The 22,275-nt window shown below is 72.9% G+C and carries 19 protein-coding genes; 8 read left to right on the plus strand and 11 right to left on the minus strand.

Translation table 11 applies throughout. The annotated features are described in order from the left end of the window. Positions 1-27 precede the first annotated feature (27 nt). The 5 genes from WME89_RS51385 to WME89_RS51405 are packed head-to-tail and all read right to left on the minus strand — an operon-like array spanning position 28 to position 6,793. On the minus strand, positions 28-816 hold the full coding sequence (locus WME89_RS51385) for a methyltransferase (protein WP_438006809.1): 789 nt from the start codon (positions 814-816) through the stop codon (positions 28-30). Next, positions 809-2,323, minus strand: coding sequence for a DUF3526 domain-containing protein (locus tag WME89_RS51390; protein WP_438006810.1), 1,515 nt, complete (start codon positions 2,321-2,323; stop codon positions 809-811). The genes WME89_RS51385 and WME89_RS51390 overlap by 8 nt, the downstream gene beginning before the upstream one ends. After that, positions 2,320-3,753 (minus strand): DUF3526 domain-containing protein, encoded by a 1,434-nt coding sequence (locus WME89_RS51395; protein WP_438006811.1) that lies wholly within the window; start codon positions 3,751-3,753, stop codon positions 2,320-2,322. The genes WME89_RS51390 and WME89_RS51395 overlap by 4 nt, the downstream gene beginning before the upstream one ends. A gap of 38 nt (positions 3,754-3,791) precedes the next feature. Next, positions 3,792-6,020 (minus strand): TonB-dependent receptor, encoded by a 2,229-nt coding sequence (locus WME89_RS51400; RefSeq protein WP_438006812.1) that lies wholly within the window; start codon positions 6,018-6,020, stop codon positions 3,792-3,794. Next, entirely contained in the window at positions 6,017-6,793 is a 777-nt protein-coding gene (locus WME89_RS51405; RefSeq protein ID WP_438006813.1) for an ABC transporter ATP-binding protein, read from the minus strand. The genes WME89_RS51400 and WME89_RS51405 overlap by 4 nt, the downstream gene beginning before the upstream one ends. Positions 6,794-7,187: 394 nt before the next feature. Between WME89_RS51405 and WME89_RS51410 the strand changes: the two genes are divergently transcribed. Then, entirely contained in the window at positions 7,188-7,913 is a 726-nt protein-coding gene (locus WME89_RS51410) for an SDR family oxidoreductase (RefSeq protein ID WP_438006814.1), read from the plus strand. A gap of 96 nt (positions 7,914-8,009) precedes the next feature. On the opposite strand, the gene WME89_RS51415 is transcribed toward WME89_RS51410, so the two are convergent. Continuing rightward, a complete protein-coding gene (locus tag WME89_RS51415; RefSeq protein WP_438006815.1) occupies positions 8,010-8,972 on the minus strand; it encodes a class I SAM-dependent methyltransferase in 963 nt (320 codons plus the stop codon). 162 nt (positions 8,973-9,134) lie between these two features. Then, the gene (locus WME89_RS51420) at positions 9,135-9,752 is read right to left on the minus strand and encodes a TetR/AcrR family transcriptional regulator (RefSeq protein ID WP_438006816.1); all 618 of its coding nucleotides are present in this window, start codon (positions 9,750-9,752) and stop codon (positions 9,135-9,137) included. 101 nt (positions 9,753-9,853) lie between these two features. On the opposite strand from WME89_RS51420, the gene WME89_RS51425 reads away from it, so the two are divergent. Together WME89_RS51425 and sugE are read left to right on the plus strand one after the other, a co-directional pair. Then, on the plus strand, positions 9,854-10,594 hold the full coding sequence (locus WME89_RS51425) for a 3-oxoacyl-ACP reductase family protein (protein WP_438006817.1): 741 nt from the start codon (positions 9,854-9,856) through the stop codon (positions 10,592-10,594). Positions 10,595-10,601: 7 nt separating this feature from the next. Continuing rightward, a complete protein-coding gene (gene sugE / locus WME89_RS51430; protein WP_438006818.1) occupies positions 10,602-10,919 on the plus strand; it encodes a quaternary ammonium compound efflux SMR transporter SugE in 318 nt (105 codons plus the stop codon). 138 nt (positions 10,920-11,057) lie between these two features. Here sugE and WME89_RS51435 read toward each other — a convergent pair whose 3' ends face one another. Both WME89_RS51435 and WME89_RS51440 read right to left on the minus strand, forming a co-directional pair. Next, the gene (locus WME89_RS51435) at positions 11,058-13,232 is read right to left on the minus strand and encodes a cytochrome C peroxidase (protein ID WP_438006819.1); all 2,175 of its coding nucleotides are present in this window, start codon (positions 13,230-13,232) and stop codon (positions 11,058-11,060) included. A gap of 181 nt (positions 13,233-13,413) precedes the next feature. Further along, positions 13,414-13,896, minus strand: coding sequence for a hypothetical protein (locus WME89_RS51440; RefSeq protein WP_438006820.1), 483 nt, complete (start codon positions 13,894-13,896; stop codon positions 13,414-13,416). 300 nt (positions 13,897-14,196) lie between these two features. Here WME89_RS51440 and WME89_RS51445 point away from each other — a divergent pair, with 300 nt between their 5' ends. From WME89_RS51445 to WME89_RS51465, 5 genes are all read left to right on the plus strand, one after another. Then, the gene (locus WME89_RS51445; RefSeq protein WP_438006821.1) at positions 14,197-14,850 is read left to right on the plus strand and encodes a peptidoglycan-binding protein; all 654 of its coding nucleotides are present in this window, start codon (positions 14,197-14,199) and stop codon (positions 14,848-14,850) included. A 12-nt stretch (positions 14,851-14,862) separates the two neighbouring features. Next, positions 14,863-16,914, plus strand: coding sequence for a hypothetical protein (locus tag WME89_RS51450; RefSeq protein ID WP_438006822.1), 2,052 nt, complete (start codon positions 14,863-14,865; stop codon positions 16,912-16,914). Further along, positions 16,905-17,729 carry a hypothetical protein gene (locus WME89_RS51455; protein ID WP_438006823.1) on the plus strand — a complete coding sequence of 275 codons (825 nt, stop codon included), beginning with the start codon at positions 16,905-16,907 and terminating at the stop codon, positions 17,727-17,729. The genes WME89_RS51450 and WME89_RS51455 overlap by 10 nt, the downstream gene beginning before the upstream one ends. After that, positions 17,729-18,157 (plus strand): hypothetical protein, encoded by a 429-nt coding sequence (locus WME89_RS51460; RefSeq protein WP_438006824.1) that lies wholly within the window; start codon positions 17,729-17,731, stop codon positions 18,155-18,157. The genes WME89_RS51455 and WME89_RS51460 overlap by 1 nt, the downstream gene beginning before the upstream one ends. A 152-nt stretch (positions 18,158-18,309) precedes the next feature. Beyond that, positions 18,310-20,001, plus strand: coding sequence for a 5'-nucleotidase C-terminal domain-containing protein (locus WME89_RS51465; RefSeq protein WP_438006825.1), 1,692 nt, complete (start codon positions 18,310-18,312; stop codon positions 19,999-20,001). Between the two features lie 203 nt (positions 20,002-20,204). On the opposite strand, the gene ribB is transcribed toward WME89_RS51465, so the two are convergent. Both ribB and WME89_RS51475 read right to left on the minus strand, forming a co-directional pair. After that, positions 20,205-21,389, minus strand: a complete 1,185-nt coding sequence (ribB, locus tag WME89_RS51470; RefSeq protein ID WP_438006826.1) for a 3,4-dihydroxy-2-butanone-4-phosphate synthase — start codon at positions 21,387-21,389, stop codon at positions 20,205-20,207. A 204-nt stretch (positions 21,390-21,593) separates the two neighbouring features. Next, on the minus strand, positions 21,594-22,274 hold the full coding sequence (locus WME89_RS51475; RefSeq protein ID WP_438006827.1) for a glutathione S-transferase family protein: 681 nt from the start codon (positions 22,272-22,274) through the stop codon (positions 21,594-21,596). Position 22,275 lies beyond the last annotated feature (1 nt).

The following is a 22,275-nucleotide window of genomic DNA, read 5'->3' on the forward strand; positions in this document are numbered from 1 at the left end:
GGTGCTGGGCCATCGGTCGAACTCTCGTCACAGCGTGAAGGAGAGGAGGTGTGTCAGGATCTTGTCGTAGGGAGTGGGCCAGGTCTTCCGCCTCAGGAGCTCGGGCTTGAAGCCCCGGCGCAGCGCGTGCGCCGTGATGCCCTGGAGGTTGCTGGCGTTCGAGAGCACGGTGATGACCCTGCCCCCCGGCGCGAGCAGCTCTCGAGAGGCGATCTCATCGAAGAAGCGCACCATGATCGCGGAGCCCGAGAAGTTCACCCGCGTGAGGTCGGGATCGCCGGATCGCAGCGGGTTGGCGGGCGGGTTGAAGACGATCAGGTCGGCGCGCCTCCCGGGCGGCAGCGCGGAGAAGAGATCCGAGACCAGGAAGTGGTGCATTCCGGGATCGCGCGGGCCTGTGTGCCGCTCGAAGCTCGCGAGGCTCGACGCGACGCTCGCTTCATGGATGTCCATCGCGTAGATCTCGCGGGCGCCGCGCTGCCGCGCGAGGACGGGCTCGACGCCCGCCCCGCACCCCATCACCACGACCGAGGCGCCCTGCGCCTCGACGAGCCCGTCGTGGAGGGCATCGAAGATCACCTCGCTCGTCCCGCCCGGCACGAGGACGCCGCGCGGGACAGCGAACGCGAGCCCGCGGTAGACGTAATCGCCTCCCAGGACCTTGGTGCCCCGGTTGACCTGCTCGATCTCCTCGGCGGAGAGCATGGGCGGCAGGGAGAGATAGAATCGTCTGATCGGCTCGGCGAGCGCGGCGACCTCGCGAGTGTCCAGCGCCAGACCGTGAATGTCCTCGATCCGCGGCGTTCGGCTATCCATGGCTCACGTCTCCCCCGCTTTCCCGTCGCGGGTCAGCAGCGTGTAATGGTCGTTCGACGGCTCCTGGCCGGCGGCCGGCCGGGAAGATCCATTGCCCGGAGGTGCTCGCCTCTTCCAGCCACGGCGTCGCGTCGAGGCGACGGACGGCCAGCGGGAGCATGGCGCCGAGCAGCGCGAGGACGCCGAGCAGCCCCGCGAGTCCGGAGAGGTGCAAGGGCCGCGGGGCGCCGCGGAAGCGGTGGCGCGGGACGGCGTCGATGTCGAACGCGGCGAGGCCCTTGTAGTTGAAGACGAGCGGGTAGAAGTACCGCTTGAGCTGCTCGTGGTAGGCGGCGATGCTGTCCCTGAAGGCGAGCTCCGTGGCCATGTCCGTGCCTGCCATCCGGTCGAGCACGAGCTCCAGCGCGAGCGGCGGCAGGACGAGGGCGGCCCGCGCGGTCCACTGCTCCCGGCGCGCGAGCGCAGCGTGGTAGTCCTCGACCTGCCGGGCGACGTGCGCGTCGCCCATCTCGTGCATGGCGTAGTACCAGGGCCAGGAGAAGCGGTCGTCCGGCACCGGCGTGGAGGCCCACTCGGGCCGCCGCGCGAAGAACGGATCGAGGGTGGCGCGCTTCGGCCGGTCCCAGCCGGCGTTCATCTCCTGCCGCTGCGCGAGCGTGAGCTCGACGCCGCCGCGGGCGGGAGAGGCCGTGATGATCGCGAGGTTGATGAGCGCGGGCAGGAGGACGCACCACGCGATCCACGCGCCCACGAGCGAGATGGCGTTCCACGCGGACGAGCGGCGCAGCGAGGCCACGAGGAACACGACGACGAACCAGAGCGCGATGTACGCGAGCGACGCGAGCGCGAAGGCGCCGGCGCGCGCGTCGAGCGGGAGGCCGAGCCAGACGACGGCAAAGGCGAGCAGCGCGAGCGCGACGGCGGAGACCAGCGCGGCGCGCAGCGCGAGCCGGAGGGCGAGCACGCGGGACAGGCGCGTCGGCTGGGAGCAGACGAGCGGCTCGGTGCCGAGGTCGTCGTCGCGCGAGCGGACATCGTAGCTCACGCCGATGATGAAGAGCGGGACGAGGAAGATGAGGACAAACCCGTAATCGAAGCTGCCGGAGAGCTGCTTGAGCGGGTTGGCGATGTCGGTCTGATAGAGCTGGGGCACGAGGCCGATGAAGCGCAGGTGCCGGCTGTACGGGTGGACGTCGCGCAGCCCGGTCGAGAGCGCCGTCCACTCGTTCGGCTCGTGCGCGACCGGCATCGCGAGGTAGTAGAGGACGAGGCCGAGATCGTCCTCCGGCGCGTGCGTCTTGCGGAGATAGCTCTCCTCCTCCCTGAGCGCTGGCTCGAGCGCCGCGATGACCTCGCGCTCGTGGGCGACGCGGGCCGCGCCGTCCACGATGGCGGCGACGCCGGCGACGAGGAGGAGCGATGCGACGACGAGGACCATCCGCGCGCGGAGCATCTGGCGGAGCTCCAGGCGCGCACGTGCGAGGAAACGTACGAGGAATGAGCTCATGACGCCTCCCCGTGGCGGCGGGTGAAGAGCGCGACGCCGAGCGAGAGCGCCGCCGCCCAGGCGAGCACCGCGAGGCCCGCGGGCGCCACGCGGGACAGCGCCCACGCGGCGGGAGGCCGCCTGTGCTCGAAGGGGGCGAACTCGCGCCACTCCGCCCGGTCGACCCGCTGCGCCTTGTCGTTCTGCCAGCGGATCTTCGTGATGTGCAGCTGGTTCAGGTGCTGGATGAAGGCATAGCGGTGCGCCTCCGCCTGCTCCTCGAAGTCGACGAGGTGGTGGGCGTCGGTGCCGGCGAGCCCCATCGAGAACGACCGGATCGCGAGCAGCGGCGTGAACAGGCCGGCGCGGAGCGCGAGCCCGTCCTGGGCGCGGTGCGCCTCGAACAGGCGCGTGTAGTAGTCGTTGAACACCGCCGTGGTGACCTTCTCCCCCTCGCGCATCACGACGCCGCCGTAGTTGACCGGGAGGTCCTCGACGTGCGACGCGCCGTGCTCGGCCAGGGTGCGGCGCCGGAGCTCCTGGAAATGGGGGTTGTTGGGGTCGTGGCTGTCTCCCACCTCGCGCATCGCGTGCGCGAGGTCGAGCTCGACCTGCGCCCGTGACGGCGTGGGGTGGAGGCGGCTCGCGGCCTGGGTGGCGAGCCGCGGCACGACGATCCAGAGCGCGACCCACAGGCCGAGCAGCGTCAGGAGGGCGCCCTGCGCGCGGCGGTGGAACGACGAGACGAGCACGCCGAGCGCCGTGCAGGCGGCCAGGTAGACTGCGTAGCCGCCCGCGAGCGCGGCCGCGCGGAGGAGCGTGTCCCTGGAGCCGTCGAGCACGCCCGTGAGCAGGGCGCCCGCGAGCGCGAGCGCGAGGAGCGGCGCGAGCCACAGCGCGACGGCGAGCAGCGTCCCGAGGACCTTCCCGGCGATGAGGACGCGCGCGTCGACGCCCTGGGAGACGGCGAGGCGCCATGTCCCCGACTCGCGCTCTCCGGCGACGCTGGCGAACGTCATGCAGAAGATGAGCAGGGGGAGCAGCACCTGGAGGACGAAGGCGGCGCTCGGCGTGCCGAAGCGCGCGAGCTCGCTCGACTGCGCGGCCTCGCTGAAGCTCAGCGTGTTGCGCTGGTGCGGCTCGAGGAAGATCGAGGTGCCGGCGAAGGACTCGAGGCCGGGATCGAAGAAGCCGAGGGGGCTCGGGTCGCGGAAGGCGAAGGACCCGTAATGGGCGGCGCGGTGCGGGTGGCGATCGGGCTGCTCGACCCACTGGCGGTGGACCAGCTCCTGGAAGGCCGCGCGCTGGCGGGCCTCTCCGGTGTGCCGCGCCGCCTCGAGCAGGAAGGCGGCGACGAGGAGCGCCGCGACGAGCGCGGCGGCGATGCGGACGGTGCGGTTGCGCAGCGCGCGGATGGCCTCGTGCCGCGCCGCTGTGGAGAGGGCTCTCATGCGCTGACTCCCTGTGGGTCTCGCCGGACCGCGGCGCCTCAGAAGCTCAGGGTGCCAGTCACGTACGCCGAGCGAGCGTCGCCCGGGTTGTGCTGGGCCCCGGCGGCGCCGAAGTCCTTGTACCAGATGGACGTGTCGTACGACTGATCGAGCAGGTTGTGCACCTCGACGCCGAGCGCGAGCGACTCGGAGACGTCGTAGGCCGCGCTCGCGTTGATGACGACGTAGTCGCCGACCTTCCGCGAGCCGTGCTCATTCGTGTGATTCTCCTTGTTCAGGTAGTAATCGCCCTGCGCGTAGCAAAAGAGCGAGACGAGCAGCTCTTGCACGGGGTGAACGTCGATCCCGGCCTTGGCGCTGAAGCTCGGGACGTGGTCGAGCTCCTTGCCCTTGTTCGCGGCGAGCGCCGGGCCCGGCTCGACCTGCTCGGAGATGGCGCGGCTGAACGCGCCCCACACGGAGAGGAAGTCGAACGGGCGCAGCGCGAGCTCGACGTCGAAGCCGCGGCGCAGCGTCGCGCCGACGTTCTCGGCGTCGCCGGAGCCGTCCCCCTTGTCCCGCACCTCGCCGCTCGCGCGCTGCTCCCAGTACGCGACGTGGCCCTTGAGCCAGGGGAAGACGCTCGACCGGTAGCCTACCTCCCAGCCGTCGTTGATCGATGGCTCGAGCGGCGTGTCCTGGGTGGCGTAAGCGCCCTTGCCCGTGCCGATCTGGAACGAGCGACCGTAGTTTGCATACACGCTCTGCCCCTTCGCCGGCGTCACCATGACGCTCGCCTTGGGCTGCCAGATGAAGCCGTAGTCGTTGAGGCCGTGATCGACCCTGCGGGGCGCCTCGCCCTCGGGCTGCTCGAGGAAGCTGCCCGAGCCGGCGAGGCGGTCGGCCCGCAGCGCGGCCACGAGCTTGAGCGGCTCGAGCGGGCGCGCGCTCGCCTGCAGGTAAGAGCCGATGGCGTGGAGGTCGAAGTCCTCATCGCGGAAGGCGGCGCCCCGCCGCGCGCGGTCCACCGTGGCGATGCGCTGGTATCTGCTGTCCTGAAGCTGGTAGTCGACGCCCCACTCGACGGTGAGGTCGAGCGCCCGGGGCTCGCGGGCCCGGTAGGTGAGCACCGAGATCGCGCCGTATTGCCGGTCGTCCTCGATCCGGAGCTGCTGGTCGAGGTCCGGGTCGAACTTCACCCAGCGGTCCCGCAGGAACGCCTGGCCATAGGCCTTCAGCTGCCAGGAGAGGCCCTCGGTGAGCTCGTGATCCAGGTGCGCGCTCGCGTGGAGGGTCGCCTGCTGGCCGCCGTCGGTCGCCGAATGGGCGGGTGAGGCTGCGGGGCGCGCGCGCGCGTCCTCTGCGGACAGGTAGCCGGGGGCGTCCGCGTCGAGGAGCATGCCCCGCAGGATGAGCCCGAGCCTGAGCTGCCTGGACGGCTCGTAGAACCACTTGGCCGAGCCGGCGACCTTGTCGGTGCGCGCGTGATCGCGGTAGTTGTCCGAGCCGCGGTAGCCCGCGAAGTAGGTCTGGCTCAGCGCGCCGCTCTCGTTCGCGACGAGCACCTGGGGCTCCACGGTCCAGAAGCTCCCGGCGAGGAGCCGGGCGATGCGCTCGTTGCCGGTCTTGCGGGTGACGACGTGGATGTTGCCGGCGACGTTGTTGAGCCCGTAGCGCGGATCGTTCGTGCCCTTGACGACCTCGATCCGCTCGATCTCGAGCGGAAACACGGCCTTCATGTCGGGGAGCCCGACGTGGTGGTTGCTGGGGATGCCGTCGATGAGGAGCTTCGTGTGGGCGACGTCTCCCTGCGTGTTGAAGCCGCGGAGCCCCACGTCGGCGTTGATGATGCCCTGGTTGAAGGACTCGACGTAGACCGCGGGCACGCGCCGGAGCAGCTCGAGCGGCTCGGCGGTGCTCTGATTCTGGAGCTCCTCGCCGCCGAGGACGTCGACCGAGGTCACGACATCGGCGCTGTCGAGCGGCCCGATCCGCTGGCCGATGACGACGACCTCCTCGCCGAGCATGGCAGCGGCGTCCGGCGCCGCGGCCCCCGGGGCGCCCGACGGCGGGGGCGCGGCGGTGCCTTCCTCTGCCGCGGCGGCGCGCGTCGGGGCGTCGCTCGCGGCGCTCGCCGGGGGGGCCGCGGGCGGGGCCGGCGGCGCGCCGGCGGGGCTGTCGGGGGCGGGCGGCGCGGCGGCGTCTGCGGGCGCCGCCGCGGCGGCGCGGGCCGAGAGGAGCGCGGCGAGCGCCGTCGCGAGCCGGGAGGTGCGCGCGCGCGGGGTCATGACAGGGCCTCGGGCGCGTGTCCGGGGGGCGCGCCGTGGCGCGACGGGAGCTGGGGAGTCGCGTCGCCGGGCGGGTCGAAGTGGCGGCGGTACAGAGAGAGGATGTCGGCCTCGGACATCCCGGCGGCGCTCGCGACCTCGACAAGCCGGCCGGCCTTCATGACGCCGATCCGGTGCGCGATGCTGGCGACGGCGCCGAGGTCGTGGGTCACCATCAGCGCGGCGGCGCCGCGGTCGCTCTCGCGCCGGATCGCGGCGCAGAGCTCGCGGACGGCGCCCGGATCGAGGCCCGATGTCGGCTCGTCGAGGAGCAGGGCGCTGGCGCCCTTCGCCTGGGAGAGGGCGAGGACGACCTTCTGCCGCATGCCCTTGGAGTAGCCGCCCGCCGCGCGGTGCACGGCGCCCTCGGGCAGCCCGGCCGCGGTGAGCAGCCGCGACAGCTCCGCGGAGGGGGGCACGCGCGCCTCGGACAGGCTGAGAAAATAAGCGAGGTTCTCGCAGCCGCTGAGGTGCGGATAGAGCCGCACCTGCTCCGGGACGTAGGCGATGCGCCGCCGCGCCCCGAGCGGGTCGGGCTCCACGTGGGCGGAGGCCACGTAGGCCGCGCCGGAGGAAGGCCTCGTGAAGCCGAGGAAGAGGTTCAGCGTGGTGGTCTTGCCCGCTCCGTTCGGGCCGAGGAGACAGAACACCTCTCCAGCCGGCACCTCGAGATCGAGCGCGTCGAGCGCGGGGACACCCCCGTAGGACTTGGAAAGCTTCTTCGCCGTGAGCATGTCAATGCCGCCGGGGACCTCGCCGCCGGCGGCGCACCTTATGCGAGCGGTCCAACTGAAAGTCAATTGCAAATGTGATGCATCTACATCCGAGTGGCGTGTCTGCCGCGTCGAGGCGGCGCGGGCGGTAGCTCGAGCGAGCCTCTCCCTGGACGACGCCGCACGCGCCCTGCTCGCCGGCGCCTCACGGCGTCTCCGTGCGCTCCGGACGATCGTCTGGGCCAACCCGGGGGAGCGAGGGCGACCGCGCGCAGGCCTGGCTCCAGGGCGGCGCGCCGCTCGACGCCGCGTACCGGCTGCGCGCCCGCACGCCGCGGGCGTGATACGGTGCCGCCGCGGGCGCGGGGGGGAGCGGCGCTTCGCTCCACGCTGCGCGCCGCAGAGAGGGGAGACCGTGCGCCTGAAGGACAAAATCGCGCTCATCACCGGGGCGAGCAGGGGGATCGGGAGGGCCAGCGCGCTCGCGCTGAGCCGCGAGGGGGCCGTCGTGGTCGGGGTGGCGCGCACCGCGGCCGACCTGGACGCGCTCGAGCGGGAGCTCCGCGCGGCGGGCGGCCGCGGGCTGATGATCGAGGCCGACGTCACCCGCGCCGCGTCGGTCGCCGCGTGCGTCGAGCGGGCGGTCCGCGAGCTCGGGCGGATCGACATCCTCGTCAACAACGCGGGCGTCGGCGGCTACCGCCCCTTCCTCGAGTGGTCGGAGGACGACTACGACCGCATCATGGCGACGAACATGAAGGGGACCTGGCTCTTCTGTCGCGAGGTCATCCCCCACATGCGCCGCCAGGGGGGCGGCCACATCATCAACGTCGCCAGCGTCGCCGGCCTCCAGGGCTATGCGAACGAGGCCATCTACTGTGCGTCGAAGTTCGCGCAGGTCGGCCTGACGCAGGCGCTCGACCGCGAGTTCTGGCAGGAGAACATCAAGGTGAGCGCCGTCTGCCCCGGCGGCGTCGAGACCCACTTCGCGCTGGGCGACGGCCGCACCGCCGGCTCGGAGCGCATGCAGGGCTTCTCCACGGCCGAGGACGTGGCGGAGGCCGTGGTGCTCGCCGCGCTGCCGCGCGACCGCTCGCGCATCGTGCAGATCGTGATGCGGCCGATGAACGAGGCCACGTAGAGCGGGGTGGGCCGGGGGCGGATGAGAGCCTTTTCAAGAGCTCTCGTGATCTCCGGACCCGTGCTCATGGCCTCCGTGGAGGCGGCCGACCCGATATCAGGGACTCCGGTAGACGCGGGCGTCCATGTGGCGGCTCGAGGGCGGCGACGGCTTCGTCCCCGACACGACATAGCCGACGCTGCCGCCGGCGCTCGCGTACCTCTTGCTGGCGATCGCCTCGGCGATCCTCTGGGCCGCCGCCATCGCCGCCGCCCAGCAGGCCTCGAAGTCCTGCTCCTCGCCCCCGCCGGCGAGGAAATAGCGGCGCGTGTCGGGCCGGCTCCAGATCCAGAAGTCGCGCCGGACGAAGTCGGAGAGCTCCTCCGCTGTCGCGCGCTGCTCCGCGGAAGCATAGGGAGGCAGCATCATGTTCGCCTTGTCGTTGAGGTAGACCTGGATATCGGTGAGCCCGTGTCTGGCGAAGAGCTCGGGGATGAGCTCGCCCAGGGAGTTGTTCCCTTCCCCCAGCGCTGCTTTGCCCCGCTCGCACAGGAGCTGGAAGCGGACGAGGGTGAGTGTCTCGTCCACCGGGGCCTGCAGCACGGCCGCGCCGAGCAGGGCGCTGGCCAGGTTGTTCGGCTCGGCCACAGCCACGAGGCCGCCTGGCCTGGTGACGCGGACCATCTCGGAGAGCATCGCGCCCGGATCCTCGGCGTGGATCAGCACCGTCTGGCACGTCACGAGATCGAACGTGTCGCCCTCGAAAGGTAGCCGCTCGGCGACCGCTACCTGATAGCGAAACCGCTCTCCCTCGCCGCGCGCCGCCGCGCGCTCCGTGGCCTTCTCCACCCAGACGGGGTCGCGGTCGACGCCGGTCACGCGCGCCGCCCGCGGCAGCACGCCGCCGAGCACGCGGCCCCAGTGGCCGACGCCGCACCCGATGTCGAGCACCTCGCGGACGCGGCTCAGCCCCCACCTCCGCGCGAGCAGCTCGACGTAGTCGCGGTTCCACCAGCCGTCGCGCGTATCGCCGAAGTACTCGGCCGAATGCGATGGGTGCTCGACGAATTCATTTCCCATGACAGCGCACCTCGTGCGGGCCTCAAGACAAGGTATGGCGTCAACGTATCGCCGCCGCGGCCCTCGACGCAACTCGACGCCGGCGTGGCCGCGCCCGATCGGACCGCGACGCCGGCGCGGCCGCGCCCGATCAGGCCACGACGCTGGCGCGGCCGCGCCCGATCAGACCGCGGCGCGCGGCCCGGCCAGCGCGTCCCAGGCCGCCATGGCGCAGTCGACGACCGCCAGGAGCGCCTCGCGCGAGGCGCCGTCGCGGGCCTGGATCGAGAGGCCCTGGAGCACGGTCGTGTAGAAGGCGGCGAGCGCCGCGGTGTCGGTGCCCGCCGGCAGATCGCCCTCAACGACGCCGCGCTCGAGCCGGCGCTGGAGCTCGACGAGCGCGCCCCGCCGGACCTCGGCGAGGTGGCTGCGCACCGCCTCGCTCTCCTGCGTGCCGAGCGTCGCGGCGAGCACGATCATGCAGCCGCTCGGCTTGCCCGGGCTCACGTAAGCCTCCGCGTTGCCGCGGAGCATCGCCTCGACCGCCCTGCGCGCCGTCGGCTCCTCGCGCATCGCGCGCGCCACCGCCGCGCCCTCGACCTCGTTGTAGAGCGACACGGCCTCGCGAAACAGCGACTCCTTGCAGCCGAACGCGGCGTAGAGGCTCGGCGAGTTGATGCCCATCGCGGCCGTCAGATCGCTGAGCGACGTGCCCTCGTAACCCCGCTCCCAGAACACCTCCATCGCCCGCCGCAAGGCGGCGGCCCGGTCGAAGCTGCGCGGCCGACCCCGTCCGGCCATCACCAGGACCTTTCTGTGCCGAACGATAAATAAATCGGTTGACCTCCGCTCACGCGGAGGAGTATACATTGTGTATCGATCGGCACAGAAAAGAGGTAGGCATGGCGGAGTTTGCAGGCAAGGTGGCGCTGGTGACCGGTGGCAGCCGCGGGATTGGCGCGGCGATCGTCAGGCGGCTGGCGCGGGGCGGGGCGGATGTGGCGCTGACGTACGTGAGCGCGCCGGAGCGGGGTCGCGCGGTGGTCGCCGACGTCGAGGCGGCGGGCCGGCGGGGGCTGGCGATCGCGGCGGACAGCGCGGACCCGGCGGCTGTGGTCGGCGCTGTCGAGCGGACGGTGGCCGAGCTCGGCCGGCTCGACATCCTCGTCAACAACGCCGGCATCGCGCTGTTGGGGCCGCTCGACGCCGTGACGCTCGAGGACGTGGACCGGACGCTGAGCATCCACGTGCGGGCCGTCTTCCTCGCCTCCCAGGCCGCGGCGCGGCACATGGGCGCCGGCGGGCGCATCGTCAGCATCGGCAGCTGCCTCGCCGACCGCGTGCCGGGGCCGGGCATCACCCTGTACTCGACGAGCAAGGCGGCGCTGGTGGGCCTCACGAAGGGCCTCGCGCGCGACCTCGGGGCGCGCGGCATCACCGCGAACCTCGTGCAGCCCGGGCCGATCGACACGGACATGAACCCGGCCCACGGCGCGGGGGCGGACGATCAGCGGAGCCTCGTCGCGCTCGGCCATTACGGCAGCGTCGACGACATCGCCGCCACGGTCGCGCACCTCGCCGGCGAGGGCGGGCGCTTCATCACCGGCGCGACCATCGCCGTCGACGGCGGGTACGCGGCCTGAGCGCGCCATGGCGTGGGCGCTCCTCGTCGGGGCCGGTCTCCTGGAGATCGTGTGGGCGATCGGGCTGAAGCACACCGAGGGCTTCACGCGGCTCTGGCCCAGCGTCCTCAGCGTCGCGGCCGCCGCGCTGAGCTTCTTCATGCTGTCGACCTCGCTGAAGAGCCTGCCCGTGGGGACCGCCTACGCGGCCTGGGTCGGCGTCGGCGCGCTCGGGGTGGCGCTCGCGGGGATCGTCGCGCTCGGCGAGAGCGCGTCGCCGCTGCGGCTCCTGTTCCTCGCGGTGATCCTGGCCGGGATCATCGGCCTGAAGCTCGTCGAGGGGTGATCCACGGGGCGCGGCGCGCGCCCCCGTGCCGCGCGCCGGGCGCGCGTCCGGCGAGAGCAGGGCGACTCCGGATGAGCCAGCGTCCGAGCGATTCCGGAGGAGAGCCAGCGTCAGAGCGACGCCGGAGGAGAGCCAGCGTCAGAGCGACTCCAGGTAGGCGATCAGGGCCCGCCGATCCTCGCCCGACAGGTGCGCTGTGTGGCCCATCGTGCCGTCGACGCCCTCGACCAGCGCCAGCAGCGTCGCATAGCGGCCGTCGTGGTAGTACGGCGCGGACCGGCCGATGAAGCGCAGCGACGGCGTATCGAAGGCGCGCACGGCCTCGAACCGGGTCGCGCTGCGCACGTCGTGGCGGGCGCCGTCGGTGGTCAGCTCGTCGCCGAGGTGACAGCTCGAGCAGCCCGCCCCGGTGCTGTGGAAGAGCGCGTCGCCGCGCGCGGCGAGGTCCGCGCGGGCGGCGGCCTCCCTGGCGCCGGCCGTGACGGCGCCGGCCTGCACGGCGGGCGGCTGCGGCCCGACGGTGACGGCGCGCTCCTCGGCCGGCGCCGAGGACACCGCCGCCTCGCCGGGCCGCTCCATGCCGCGGAGGTAGGCGAAGATCGCGTCGCGCTCGTCCGCGCGCAGGCCGGTGCCTCCGAGCCGCGACATGGTCCGGGCGAAGTGGCCCTCCAGGTCCTTCTTGTCGCCCTCCCAGCCGTACGGCGCGGTGCCGGCGAGCCGGCCCATCAGCATCGGCGTCTGGCGCGGGCCCTCCGGCGTCGACCACGTGAGCGCGTCGTCCCTGCCGTCGGGGTGGCAGCTGGCGCAGGCGCGGCCGTCGAACGCGATGCGCCGCCCGCCGGCCGCGTGGAAGAGCCGCTGGCCCTCCGCGCGCTGCTCGTCGAGGCGCGACGCGCGGGGCAGGACGACGACCGGCAGCTCGCCCGCGAGCTCCTTGCTGGGGGCGCGGATCTCGGTCGGCCCCGGGTCGCGGGCGGCGGGCAGGATGGTCAGCTCGCCGTCGAACCGCGAGAAGACCACGGCGCGCCGGCGCGCGCTGTCGACGGCGATCGCCGTGGGCCCGGCGCCCACGCGGGCGCGGAAGAGCTCCCGATCCCGCACCGAGCCGACCCGCGGCGGCTGGCCAGGGACCTGCGCGCGGGCGTCGTAGGCGATCACCTCGTCGAGGCCGAGGCAGGCGACGAGCAGGACCTCCTCGCCTGGCTCGATCGCGGCCGCGCGCGGCAGATGACAGCCCTGCGTCCCGAGGTGGCTCGAGACCGGCGGGACGTCCGCCCGCTCGCCGCTCGCGTCGATGACCGCGATGTGCTCGATCACCGTCGGGACGCGCGCGCTGCCGTAGCCGCCGCCGCCCGTGGCCGGCCCCGGGTCCACGAGCGCGATGGGCGCGAACACCGCGCCGTTCGCCGCGCGCGCCAGCGCGAAGCCCTGGGAGCCGCGGCGCTCGACGCGCGCCGACCGAGGGCGCGCCAGGGACAGCAGGTCGTCGAGCGGATCGAAGCCTGGGCTCCGCGCGGACGCGCTCGGCGCGGGCGCGCTCGGGCGGGGGGCTTGCAGGCTGGACTTCTTCGACAGCATCGTCTGAAAGCGCCACTCCGCCCCATCCGTCGAGAGCTCTCGCGCCCCGGTCGGCGCGCCGCCTTCGCCGAGCGTCACGACGCTGACGCGGCCGCCCACCGCGTGGGAGACGAACGCGCGCGCTCCGTCCGCCGACGCGACGACGGCGCTGGGGTCCCGCGCGAGCGGGAGCTCGCCGAGGCGCCGGAGGTCGGCGGTCGCGAGGCTGGTGAGCGCGTGGCCCCAGCGGCTCGCGACGAGCAGCGTCGCGCGGTCCGGCGTCATCGCGAGCCCCACCGGCTCGCTCGCCACGGTCACGAGGCAGCGCCGCGCGAGCGGGGCGGCGGCGTCGCCCGGCTCGAGCACCTCGAGCAGACCGCGGTCGCGCAGCGAGGCCACGACGCGGCCGTCGCCGAGCACGATCACCTGGGCGGGCCGGCCCGCGAGCGGGGTGCGCGCGATCGCGGCGCGGGCGTCGAGGTCCACGGTGTGGATGGCGCCGTCGTCCTCGTCGGCGACGAAGGCGAGGGTGCGCCCGCCGAGGCCCGCGAGGGCGACGCCGGAGCCGGCGTGCGTCGGATCGAGGGGCGCGGGCGCGGGGCCAGCGCCGCGGCGGGCGCAGGGCGAAGCGGGCGGCAGCTCGGCGGCGGCCGGGGCGCTCGGCGGCGGCGGCGCTGGGGGCGGCGCCGGGTCGCGCGGGGTGGAGGAGCAGGCGAGCAAGAGCAGGGCGAGGGCGGTCGGGGAGGCGGCTCTCATGACCGGACCATCGAGCGAGCGGGCAAGAGTGTGACGGGCGCCGTGCGACGGGCGCCGTGCGACGGGCGCCGTGCGACGGGCGCCGCTCGCGAGCGGAGCGCGCGGGAGCTTGCGCGCGCCCCGACGTCATCACCTCGCCCACGCTCGACGACGTCCTGACCGAGCGCTGAGCGGGGCCGCCCTAGGCGGGCTGCCAGTCGTCTGCGTGAAACTGAGGGAACGAGATCTTGCAGGTCCCGGGATCGATGCCCGAGATCAGGGCTTGACCGTTCTGATCGAGCAATCCCTCGCGAACGGATTGGTCCGGCAGCTCGATACGGTATTTCTTGAACGGGACAGGCTGCGGCGGGGTGCCGTCGTCCATGAGCTGAATCCCGACCCAGGTCTTGTCCTCCTTGGCCGGAGGCTCAGGCTGGCTGGGCTCGATCACCTCCGGCGGCCCGATGGGCGCGCTGGAAGAGGTGTACGGCATCCGGTATGCGTAGAGGCTCCCGTCGAGGAGCGCTCCGCGCAGCCGCGCCACGAGCTCCCTCGGATCGAGCGCGGGTCCCGTCGACACAGGGAAGCCGAGCGCCTCGCCGATCTCGGTGAGGATCGCCCGGCCGTGTGCGGCGTCGGCGAGCCACGCCTCGAGCTGCCACGCCGCTTCCAGCGCTGGAAGCACCCTGGCTCCGTCCGGCAACGGCGCGTCATATCGACGCGCGAACCACACTTTCTCAGGGAAGCTGCCGAAGCCCCAGCGGTGGCCCATTGCGTCCTCAGTTCACCCCGAGCCTCCACGTCATCACGCCGCATGGGGCGAGTCAAGGCGCGGGCGCGCGCGGGCATGACAATCGACCGCCTCCCGGTCGCCTCCGCTCCCAAGCCATTCGCCCGGCCTGTTCACGGCGCTTGAGAGCGCCGCCGCGTCGCGGTACGATGCCGACGAATCATTGGCTTGCGGGTGTTCGCTCCTGGAGGAACGATGCCTCATCAGCACATCGTCAGACAGGGAGAATGCCTCTCGAGCATCGCCCCGAAGTACGGATTCTCTGACTGGCGAGTCATCTACAACCACCCTGACAACGCCGAGTTCAAGAAGCGGCGCCCCAACCCGAACCTCATCTATCCGGGCGACGTCCTCGTCATCCCCGACATGGCGCCGAAGGCGGTCGAGGTCCCGACGGGCGGGAAGCACGTCTTCACGGTCAAGGTCCCGAAGACGGTGCTCCGCCTCCTCCTCGAGGTCGAGGAGCCGTTCGCGTACGAGCTGAAATACCGCGACGTGGTCGTCAGCGGCGCGACGGACGGCAAGAGCCCCATCGAGCACTCCATCCCCGCCGATCTGGAGGGCGCGGAGCTCGCGGCCTGGCCGGACACGCCGGGCAACGACGAGGCGCGCGCCGGCGGGGTCATCTGGGCGCTGCAGCTCGGGCACCTCGATCCGATCGAGAGCGCGAGCGGCGTGCAGGGGCGCCTCAAGAACCTCGGCTATTTCTCTCGCGAGGTCGACGGCAAGGACGGGCCCGAGCTGGCCAACGCGCTGGCGTGGTACCAGTCGGCGTCGGGCCTCGAGCCGACCGGGGTCCTCGACGACGCGACGCGCGCGAAGCTCCTGAAACGCCACGACGGCGCGTGACGAGAAGAAACGATGGCACAGACGGCCGCGGTCACGATCACCCTCCAGAAGGTCCTCGGCGTCGATGGGCTGCTCGCCGGCGCGAAGCGGCCGTATGCGCTGGGCTTCATCGCCGGGCGCCGCTTCGGGCGCAGCAAGCCGATCCCGGCCGGCGCGAAGGAGCTCGACCTGACGGCGGAGGCGATCCCGTGGAAGCTCGAGGTCGCCGCGAGCGGGGCGATCCCGGTCACCGTCGAGATCTGGGACGATCAGGGCGACGCCGGCTCGAAGCGCCTCGGCGCCGTGACAGGCAGCCTGAGCAGCCCCTACCCGACCCGGGTCCACGAGCTCGGCGGAGGTCCGCTCCTGCGCTGCGACGTGTTCACGCGCGAGGTGCCCCCCGCGCCGGGCGCGGTGCCCGTGCCCCGCGTCGCCGAGGGGGAGAAGACGCGCGCGACGCTGCGCGCGCCGAACACGGTGCTCGTATCCATCACGGAGGTGCTGGGGCTGTACGCGCCCGTCTCGCCGGGCGCGCCGGGGGTGAAGCGCGCCGAGGCGAGGCCCGGGTACACGAGCCAGGACCACCTCGGCCGCGTGTACGTGAACAGCGACCTCGCCGGCGCCTGGGCCAAGGACGAGCAGCTCATCCAGCTGACCGCCAAGGTGACGGTGCAGCGGGGGAAGCTCCCGGCGGACGCGAAGATCCGGTGGACGGTCGTCGAGCCGGACGACCCGACCAACGATGATCCGGGCTTCCACGCCGCGTGGGGGGCGTACGTCGACAAGAAGGACTATGACGCCGCCGGGAAGCACCAGGGCTCGCGCGCGGGCGACAACGAGGGCAAGCCCGCGAAGAGCCCGCCGTGGGAGGCGGTCTCCGGCTTCGCGCTCGCCTCCGCGGCGGCGACCGAGGCGAAGACGACGATCGTCGGCGACGAGAGCAAGGTCGTCTTCCACTGCCCCGACACGGCGGGGGACAACTTCATCGTCCGGGCGGACATCGACTCTGCGACGCAGGTGGAAGGGTTCGGCGCCGAGACCGGAATCATGACGATGTGGCACCGGATCCGGGTGGAGTCCATCCGCATGAAGAGCGCGTTCGCCCTGCCGATGGACGGCGTGCCCGTGCCGTTCGAGCCGTGCTGCGTCCAGCTCGACTGCGAGCCGGAGCGGGAGGTCGCGGATCAGCCGAACATGGCCCCCAAGGACGAGGACCTCGAGACCGAGTGTGTGGCCTACGTCGACAAGGTCTTCACGAACAAGGCGAAGCCCGGCTGGTTCTGCGTCATCTCCGCGATGGAGCCGCACCCTTTGCCGAGCAAGAAGGGCGACAAGGTCTTCGAGGGGGACGCCGAGCTGAAGAGCGGCGGCGCGGGCGCGAACTTGTCCGAGTACTTCGAGGTCCCGGGGACGTTCCCCGACGCGAATTTCGCCGAGCTCACCTCCGGCTCGGACACGGTCGGCTTCAACCTGTTCAGCGTCCAGACCGAGACGAAGCCGACCGGGCCGATCACGCGCTTCTGGATCGTGGAGCACGACGCCCAGCCGGAGTTCACGGCGGGCGACGGGTCGATCGCGCACGCGTACAAGGTGCAGTACAACTACTCGCCGAGGCACCGGAAGAAGGGCGGCGCCGTGACCCCCGGCGGCTACGGGATGGCCGCGAAGGTGAAGGTCAAGGTGTTCAACCCCGGGGCCTTCTACACCGCCGGCATCAGCCCCACGGTGACGGCCAAGGGCAAGGAGTACTTCGCCGGCCGCACCATCATGTTCACGCACCACCAAGCGTACCGTGACGCGACCACCGGCCAGCCGAAGCCGAACTACCGCGAGCGGATCCTCGGGACCATCGTGCACGAGCTCGTCCACGCGTTCGGCATGCCGCACAAGTGCGGCTACTTCGATTTCCGGGCGCCGCGCGACAAGACCTGCTGCATGAACTACAGGCCCAACTGGATGGTGGACGACAAGCGCAACCTCATCCCCGCGACGTCGGGGAAGACCGGCATGGACGTCTGCGGCAGGCACCTCAAGGAGGTGCGGCGGGTCCACCTCGAGGACAACAAGGGGCTCGCGTGGAAGTGAGCGCGGCGGACATCACACCTCCGGTCCCGGCCCTCGTGGGCGTCGACGTCGAGCCGGAGTACGTGCTCGGCTTCCCGGTGTACGTGGGCATCACGATCGGCAGCGCGCCCCCGGGCGCGTCGCTGCTGCGGCTGCCCCTGCCGTCGCCCGCGGCGCTGCGGGGCGCGATCGGCCTCCGGCTGTGGCGGCCGGGCGAGGCGGAGCCGTTCTTCGAGGAGGCGCCGACAGCCGTTGTGGATCCCGAGCTCTCGGCGCCGAGCTTCCGCCTGCGGGCCGGCGAGGTCCGCAGGCTCCTCGTGGAGATCTCCGAGCTCCTGCCGGACGACCTGGCGGCCGGCGCGGTCGACGGCGTGCTGCTCTACGGAGCCCCGCCGCACATCGCCGAGAGCGCCCGCGGGCGGCTGCTGTTCCGGGAGCCCACGGACGCGGAGCGCGCGTCGCTCGACGAGCTCCGCCCCGAGGTCGAGGCGGCCGGCTCGTTCGGGCGCTGGCTCCGCCGGCCGCCGTTCGATCCGAGCCGGCTCGCGCCCCCCACGGATCGCGGCGATCCGCTCCGGTATCCGCGGCTCATCAAGTACCTGATCCACGGCCCGGAGGGGCTCGACACAGTGGATCCGGCGCTGCTCCACGTGCTGGGCGGGGTGTTCGCGCCCGAGGCGTACGGGCTCGCCGCGGAGCTCCTGGCGGCGCGGGATCCGGGGGCGTTCGCCGGGTACGCGCAGCAGGTGAAGGCGGCGTACCCGGGGCTCGCGGCCTGGATGGACGCGATCGCGGCCGGGCAGAGCGAGATCGCGTGGGCAAGGAGCCATCGGTGATGCGCACGATGAGCCCACGGGCGTGCGTTTGTGCCGTTGTCCTGGGGCTCGCGGTGGGGTCGAGCGCCGGTTGCGGTCGGTCCGAGGTGCCGCTGCCCGAGCGGGCGGCGCCGGAGGCGTCCAGCGCCGCGGCGGGGCCCGAGACGGCGGCGACGGCGCCCGGGACCGCGACGGCGCCCGGGACCGCGACGACGGCGCCCGGGACCGCGACGACGGCGCCCGGGACCGCGACGACGGCGCCCGGGACCGCCGCGGCGACGGGCTCTGCGCCTGCTCCCGCGCCGTCGGCGAGCGCCGCGGCGACCACGAAGGTCTCGCCGAGCGCGCGCGGCCCGCTGCCCGATGCGAAGCCGAAGCTCAAGTGCGGCAGGACGTACTGCAATGCCGCGGGGGAGTGCTTCTCGCCATCGCCGCCCCGGTGCGAGTGAAAGGCGGCAGCCCGGTGCGGCGCACGGCGGGGGCCCCGCGCGCCCGGACGGGAGGGCGTCGATCCCCGACGATAGCGTGGCCGGGCTGACAGCGCTGGCGGGCCGCGAGGCGGCGCCGCGGCGCTGCCCGGAGGAGAGCGCGAATCTGCGAGATGGTCTATCTTGTGGCGGGCATGACCGCCGGTGACCAAGGATTGCCGAGAGGCCCCTCGCTGCGGATCGTCTGCGTCAACGACGTCTACTCGCTCGACAACCTCCCGCGCCTCGCGACCCTGGTGCAGCGCCACGCCGCGGGGCCGGCGGATCGCTTCCTGGTGGTGATGGCCGGCGACTTCCTCGCGCCGAGCCTGCTGTCGAGCCTCGATCACGGCAGAGGCATGATCGACTGCATGAACGCGGTGCCGATCACGCACGCCATCTTCGGCAACCACGAGGCCGATATCGAGCTTCCGGAGCTCAGGGCGCGGGTGCAGGAGTTCCGGGGCACCTGGCTCAACACCAACATGCCCGCGTTCGCTCCGGCACTGCCCACGCACGAGATCGTGGAGATCTCGAGGCCTGGCGGGCGCACCGTCCGGGTCGGCCTGCTCGGCCTGCTCGTCCACGTACAGGGCCTGTACCGGCGGGGTGCGTTCGGGGGGTATGCCATCGAGCCGGCGAACGAGGCGGCCGTCCGCTGGGCCGACCGGCTCGTCCGCGCGGCGGGCTGCGCCTGCGTGATCCCGATAACGCACCAGAGCCGCGACAGCGACCTCGCGCTCGCGCGGAGCCAGCGCGACCCGCGCTTTCCCGTGATCGTCGGCGGTCACGAGCACGAGGTGCTCATCGACGACGTGGACGGCTGCTGGGTCGTCAAGGCCGGCACGGACGCGGCGAGCGCGGCCATCGTCGACCTCGCGTGGCCGGCCGAGGCGCCTCCGGCCGGCGCGCCCGACCTGCCCGCGGTCGCCGTCCGGCTCGAGGAAGTCGCTCGCTATCCGGAAGATCCGGCGATGCGAGCGCGCGTGGACCGCCACATGCGGCTCGTGCGCGATCTCGACGCGGCCACCCTCCTCCGGCTCCCGCCGGGGCGGGCGCTTTCGTCGGTCGGGACGCGGTCGCAGCAGACCTCGCTCGGGGAGCTCATCTGCTCGCGGATCCGGGACGCGCTCCAGGCGGATGGGTGCCTGTTCAACGGCGGCGGCATCCGCGGGGGGCGCGCGTACCGGGGGCGCTTCACCTACGGAGATCTCAAGGCGGAGGTCCCCTTCAGCAACGAGGTGGTGGTGGTCGGGCTGCCCGGCCGCGTCGTCCGCGAGGCCGTCGCCGCGTCGCGGTCGCGCGCCCCGGCCCAGCACGGCGGCTACCTCCAGGTCGACGACCGGATGGCGACGGACGCCCGCGGCGCCCTGATCGCGATCGGCGGCCGACCGCTCGTCGACGACCGCGAGTACCGGATCGCCCTCGTTCGAGGGCTGCTGGGCGGCATGGATGACATCGCCCCGCTGGTCCGCTTCGCGCAGGAGCACCCGGAGAAGGTGCCGCCGGCCGACAGCGGGCGTGAGCCGAAGCTCGTCCTCGTCGAGTCGTTCGCCGTGGAGCTCTGGCGCCAGCTCGGGACCTTCGAGGCCATCGACGCCGACCGGGACGGCGCCGTCTCGGCCGAGGAGCTGAAGGCCGCTGTCTCGAGGGTGACGGCCGAGACGCCGTCCGAGGTGGTGGTCGGCGAGATGCTGAAGGCGCTCGACAGGGACGGGGACCGCCGCGTGACGCGCGGCGAGGCCGGCGCGCTGGCCCCCTCCGAGGAGGCGCCCGCGGCCATGGGAGGAGAGGCCCACGGGACGGGCGCGGGGCAGCCCGAGTAGGCCACGCCGGCGCCCGCTGAGGCATCCCCTCAAACTCTTCGGAAAATTTACAGGGAGGCGGGGAGACGGGGAGGGGAATCTTCAAAACACTCCCTGTCTCCCCGCCTCCCTGTTCAATTTCCCCTCTGGAAAGGGCTGCAAAATCAGGGGATTTCTCAGCGGCGCCCGTCTCGCGCCCGTCGCGGCTCACCGGGCCGCGACGCTCACCCGACGGCGCGGTCCTCCGGCTCCGCCACCCTGCCGAGCCCCCCGCGCGGCGCTCGCGCCGGCCCAGGGGCCGCGCGGCCGCGCGCCGGCAGCGGCGCCCCGTGGGGCTCCGGCGACGCCGGCGGCTCGCCCGTCTCGAGGTCGAGCTCCCGCTTCGGGCCGGCGGGCCACGGAGCCCTCGAGTCGAGCAGCGTGACCCGGCGATGCCCGAGCGCTCCGAGCTCGTGCGCGGCGACCGCGAGCTCGAGCCCGATGCCCGCGTCTTCCCCCGGGGCCGGCTGGTGCGCCGGCGGGGGCACGTAGATCACCGCGCCGGCGCCGGCAGACTCGATGTCTCGCAGGGCGTCGAACAGGTCGGCGTCGCCGAGGAGATCCGAGACCAGCGCCGCGCGGTGCGTGTACACGAGCGACGCGCGAGCTTCGGCTGGCGCGGGCGCGGGCGCGCCGAGCGTCAGCAGGAGCAGCTGCCTGTCGCGCCGGATCCGGTACGTGTGCGCCTTCCACTCGCCGCTCAGGCCCGCGGGCCGGAACGGGGCCGTCCGGACGCGCGCGGCGACGTCCTCGGTCTGCACCCGGTGGCGGAGGACGTCGCCGATGCCGAGGATCGGCAGCCCGTGGCGCGCGGCGAAGCGCGAGAGGTCACGGCGGCGCGCCATCGTCCCGTCATCGTTCATGATCTCGCAGATCACGGCGGCCGGCAGGCCACCGGCGAGCCGCGCGAGGTCGACCGCGCCCTCGGTGTGCCCCTCGCGCTCGAAGACGCCGTCGCGGCGCGCCCTGAGCGGGAAGACGTGCCCCGGCGAGACGAGGTCGCGCGGCGACGCCCCCCGCGCGATCGCGGCGGCGATGGTGCGCGCCCGGTCGTGCGCGCTGATGCCGGTCGTGACGCCCTCGCGCGCCTCGATGCTCACGGTGAACGCCGTCGACCGGCGCGTGCCCGCCCGGGTGGCCATGAGCGGCAGCTCGAGCCGGTCCACCTGCTCTTCGGCGAGCGCGAGGCAGATGAGCCCCCGGCCGTGGGTGGCCATGAAATTGATGGCCGCCGGCGTCGCGTGCTCCGCCATCACGACGAGATCCCCCTCGTCCTCGCGCGCCTCGTCGTCGAGGAGGATGACCATCCCCCCGGACCGGAGCTGCTCGAGGCCTGCCTGCACGCGCGCTGTCGACGATGAACCCGTCATATGGCGGCGCCGGGTGAGCACGCGGCGTGCCATCGCCTCCGGTGCGCTCCCTGACGCGCTCACCCGGCTTCGGCGGCGCGCTGCTGCCAGAGCAGCAGCGGGTGCTGCTCGGGTGCTGCCGGGGCAGCGGCCCCTCGCCCAGGAGACCGCCCTATCCCCGCCGCCCCGGCGCTGGACAGGCGCCGTGATCGCTCGCTTGCGCGGTCAATCCGCCGCCCAGTGGTGGGTCTCCTCGGGCTTCCCGCCGAACGCGGCGCTCGGGGTCGTCCAGGTGCGGAACCGCCGGTCGCTGCGCACGTAGCTGCGGACGCCGTCGGCCGCGAAGAACGCCGTCATCGCGTGTCGGAGCTTCGGGAAGTCCTCGAGGAGCCCCGGCTGCAGAGGCCAGATCGACTCCAGGGCGAACGCCATCGTGGCGTCGGCGAGGGTGTAGCGGCCGGGGAGGACCCAGTGCTCCGCGTCGGCGCTCGTGCGGAGGAAATGCTCCTCCAGCAGCTCGAGCTTCCTGCTCGTCAGGACGCGGTGCTCGGCGCGGACCTCGTGAAAGAGCGGATTCCAGCAAACAAGGCCGATGTCGTGCAGTATCTCGTTGCCCGTCTCGGTGATCTCGTCGACGCGCGCGCTCTCCTCGAGCGTGTCGCCGTAGAGGTCCAGCTTGCGCGCCACATAGCGGTTGATCGCCTGCGACTGGGAGAGGACGAGCTCCCCGTCCTGGAGCACGGGGAGCTGGCCGAACGGCGTACATCGCAGCATCCGCTCCTTGCCCTCCGGTCCTGACCAGAGCTCGAAGGGGATCGTCTCGAGCTCGTAGCGCGCGCCGACGAGCTCCAGCATGAGCCGCGCCGGCTCCATGCGCCCGCGCACGGGGAAGTAGATCAGCTTCATC

Origin of the sequence: Sorangium sp. So ce321 (assembly GCF_051530195.1) — a bacterium.
Lineage (GTDB): Bacteria > Myxococcota_A > Polyangia > Polyangiales > Polyangiaceae > Sorangium.